This window comes from Pirellulales bacterium, assembly GCA_035499655.1.
Classification (GTDB): Bacteria; Planctomycetota; Planctomycetia; order Pirellulales; family JADZDJ01; genus DATJYL01.
In genome coordinates this window covers 1-3485 of sequence record DATJYL010000119.1, presented here as the reverse complement: position 1 = coordinate 3485, position 3485 = coordinate 1, and the positions used below count along the sequence as shown (strand labels likewise).

Here is a 3485-nt window from a genome sequence, read left to right as displayed (position 1 = left end):
TTGACAATCGGAGATCGTTCCAAGCAGTGGGCAAATTCGAGCAGAAATTGATCGTTGCCGGTGTACTCCCGCTGCTAATATCCAAACTGGTCCACCGACCTTAGCGTCAGGCCCAATATCGCACGTCCTGGTGCGAACAACTATAATCTAAGGTCAGCGCACAAGGTCCTGAATTGCACGGTGAATCATGAACCATTTATTTCTGTTGGCTGACGAAGCGCCATTTTGGTCCCGGATTCTACAGCCCGATATTTTGGCCTTGATGGTTCCCATCAGTGCAATTGTGCTGGGCATTACCTATTCGATTGTGCTGGCCATTATTCGCCATCGAGAGCGGATGGCAAAAATCGAGCACGGCATCGATCCCGATGCGAACGAAAATCGCCACGATCACGGATAAATTGCGCGAAAAAGAGCTACCCTCGGAATCCAAGTAACGGACTGAATGCGAACGGCCGGTCACTTGGTGGACGAATTGACTGACGGTATGGCGGGTAACACTGGCGGCGTCAGGTCATTGATCGAAAGCGTGGTTACCCGGGGCGCGGCAGCACCGCCCTTATCGCCCGGGGCTGGCAACTCGATCACGCGGATCAAGTGGTTGTCGGTGTCGGCCACATACAGTTTGCCTGCGGCGTAGGTTAATCCGGCCGGTTCGGAGAACGAAGCGCCCGCGCCGCCTGCCCCCGTTTCGGCAGGTGACGGAAAATCGTCGTGGCCGGCTTTGCCCGTGCCGGCCAGCGTTTTGCATTCGCCCGTTTTCAGATCGATTTGTTTGATTTTATTGTTGTAGGTGTCGGCGACGTACAACATGCCGTCGTGATACACCAAGTCCAGGCAGTGTTGCAGCCGGGCGGTGCCGTTGGTTCCGTCGACATCGCCAAAAGTGAACAGCCGGCCGGCGGGAATATCAGCCGTGCCAATCACGGTGTGAACTTCCTTCGTCGGATCCAGTGGAACCTCGCGGATCGAGCTTCCTTCGCTGTCGGCCACATACAAGCAATCTGCCGCCGCGGAATCACAACTCAATCCGCTGGGCTGCGCGAACGATGCGTAACCGGCGGCGTAAGGCCGCTTGGGCAACAGCGGACCGTCGACAATATCTTCGCGGCCATTACCTGCATACGGGCCAATCTCGGATTCGTCCAGCGGCATTTTCCAAATCTGATGGGCCCCCGCCATGGCGATGTATAAATCGTTCCTGTTGATCGACAGCGCCCACGGACTGTTGAGCGCCGTTTTCAACGGCGGGCCGACAAACCGTTCCGGCGGCGGCAGGCCCGAATCCGGATCGTAACCCGGCCAGCCAAAATGGGTTTCTTCCCCCGTGCCGGCAATCGTGGTCACTCGCTGCTTTTTCAAGTCGATTTTGCGCAGCAAATGATTTTCCGTATCGGCCACGTACAGCGTGTCGCCGTGCAGGGCCATGCCCTGGGGATGATGAAACGTCGCCGTGCGAAAATCGCCGTCGACCCGGCCGATGTCGCCGCTGCCGATAATGTCGACAACTTTCGCCGCCGGCTGCCCCTCACCCCGGCCCTCTCCCAAAGGGAGAGGGAGTTTTGAGACGCCGTCCAGCGCTGCGACGACAATCCGGTTGTGGTTGCTGTCGGCAATAAACAGCCTGCCGCCCGGTTCGTCGGCCAAGATTTTTCCAGGATATAACAGCGGCGTGTTCGCCGCTTTGTTTTTTTCCAAATCGAAGTGAGTGGGCTTTTCGTCCAGCAAATTTTGCTGTCGATAATACGGCAACACTTTTTTGAAGAAGGCGTCGAGCGTGGGAAAATCGATTTCGCCTCCTTGCTCGGCCACAATGTTCCCTTGCGGATCGATCAACCGCAGGCTGGGCCAACTATCGCAATGATAGGCGTTCCAAATTTTGTAATCCGCGTCATTGACCACCGGGTGTTCAATGTCGTTCCGCAATACCGCTTGCCGAATGTTTTCCGAATCGTGCTCAGCGTCAAACTTGCCCGAATGTACGCCAATAATCACCACGTTGTTGGGATACGCATGCTTCAGCTTTTTCAACTCCGGCAAAATGTGCATGCAGTTGATGCAGCAGTAGGTCCAAAAATCCAGTAGCACAAATTTGCCGCGCAATTTTTTTAGATCAACCGGGGCCGATGTATTCAACCATTCCACGCCCCCTTCCAAGGCCGGCGCGGGCGATCGATTGGGAAACGGATTCTCCAGCTGCGCCGCTCCGTTTCGTGCCGCTGCCACTCCGCTCGGCTCAGTCGTACCAGACGCCCCGGTTCCCGTCGGCGCCTGCGCCAGTTGATCCACTTCCCCGGCCACCACGCCAAAGTTCGTCGGACGACCACACCCCGGCAATCCGGACAACAGCGCCAGACACCCCCCGGCCACAATCCAATTCAGCGGCAACCATTGCAATCGACACATGTTCATCGCGAAACCTGTAACGGCTCTCCTACATCTGGCCCCGGTAACGCGCCCCCCCATCTCTCAGCGTCGCCGCTTTCTCGATCATACCGAAAATCCGCCCTAACAGGCGCAGTCACTACATTTCTACGCAAACCGCGGAAAGTTTGCCGAAACGCTATCACCCGTCGCAACGGTAAATAACGTCGGAAGTTTGACGGCCAGCCGCCTCCGGCCCCAAAATGGTTTCTGCCGCGGTCGCTTTTTGACCGACATTATGCGAATAGTCCAACTTCTCTCTGCGTTAGTTTCGGTTGGTAGCCGGGGAGTGCAACTCTAGATATTCACGGCACTTAGGGAGGATGTTCCGCTTGGATTAGTCCGCCGCAGATGAAAAGATAAACCGCCGCGCGGGGTCGATTTTTACCGCAAAATTCGCCACATTGAGTTGGATTCCCAGGGAGACGCTCTTCGTGCCACGAAAAGTTGTGCTTTTGTTGCTGCTTTTGGCTTGGGTTCCGGCTGCGCACGCCCAAGATTGGGCACGCAAAATGTTTACGGACTCCACCCACGATTTCGGATCGTTGGCCCGTGGCAGCAAGGCACAATATCGTTTCAAATTCACCAATCCGTATGTGGAGTCTCTCCATGTTTCGTCGGTCCGCAGCAGTTGCGGTTGCACCGCCGCGGAAGCCAGCAAAACCGATTTGAAAACTTGGGAAACCGGCGATATTGTGGCCAACTTCAACACCAACTCTTTTTACGGGAACCACTCGGCCACCATTACCGTCACCTTCGATAAGCCCTATTTCGCCGAAGTGCAGTTGCAAGTCTCCGGCAACATTCTGAGCGACGTGGTCATGCAACCGGGCGTCGTGGAATTAGGTTCCGTCGACGCCGGCCAAGGCGCCGAGAGAAAAATCATGCTCACGCACACCGGACGCAGCGATTGGGCCATTTCCGATGTGCAAAGTGCCAACACCAATTTCGAAGTCGAAGTGAACGAACTCAAGCGCGCCGCCGGCACTGTCGTCTACGAGCTGCTGGTACGCCTGAAACCCACCAGCCCCGCCGGATACATCAACGACCAGTTGTTCCTG

3 protein-coding genes are annotated in these 3485 nt (G+C 56.1%); 2 read left to right on the top strand and 1 reads right to left on the bottom strand.

Translation table 11 applies throughout. The annotated features are described in order from the left end of the window. The first annotated feature begins 187 nt into the window (after positions 1 to 187). Positions 188 to 400 (top strand): hypothetical protein, encoded by a 213-nt coding sequence (locus tag VMJ32_08620; protein ID HTQ39079.1) that lies wholly within the window; start codon positions 188 to 190, stop codon positions 398 to 400. 59 nt (positions 401 to 459) lie between these two features. Here the strand turns inward: VMJ32_08620 and VMJ32_08615 are convergent, their stop codons facing one another. Further along, a complete protein-coding gene (locus tag VMJ32_08615; GenBank protein HTQ39078.1) occupies positions 460 to 2412 on the bottom strand; it encodes a thioredoxin-like domain-containing protein in 1953 nt (650 codons plus the stop codon). A gap of 446 nt (positions 2413 to 2858) precedes the next feature. Between VMJ32_08615 and VMJ32_08610 the strand changes: the two genes are divergently transcribed. After that, a partial coding sequence (locus VMJ32_08610) for a DUF1573 domain-containing protein (GenBank protein HTQ39077.1) occupies positions 2859 to 3485 on the top strand: 627 nt, incomplete at its 3' end.

Bases quoted from the DNA above. Each gene is read 5' to 3' on its own strand.
- VMJ32_08620 (HTQ39079.1), top strand. From the start codon at position 188: ATGAACCATTTATTTCTGTTGGCTGACGAAGCGCCATTTTGGTCCCGG.
- VMJ32_08615 (HTQ39078.1), bottom strand. From the start codon at position 2,412: ATGAACATGTGTCGATTGCAATGGTTGCCGCTGAATTGGATTGTGGCC.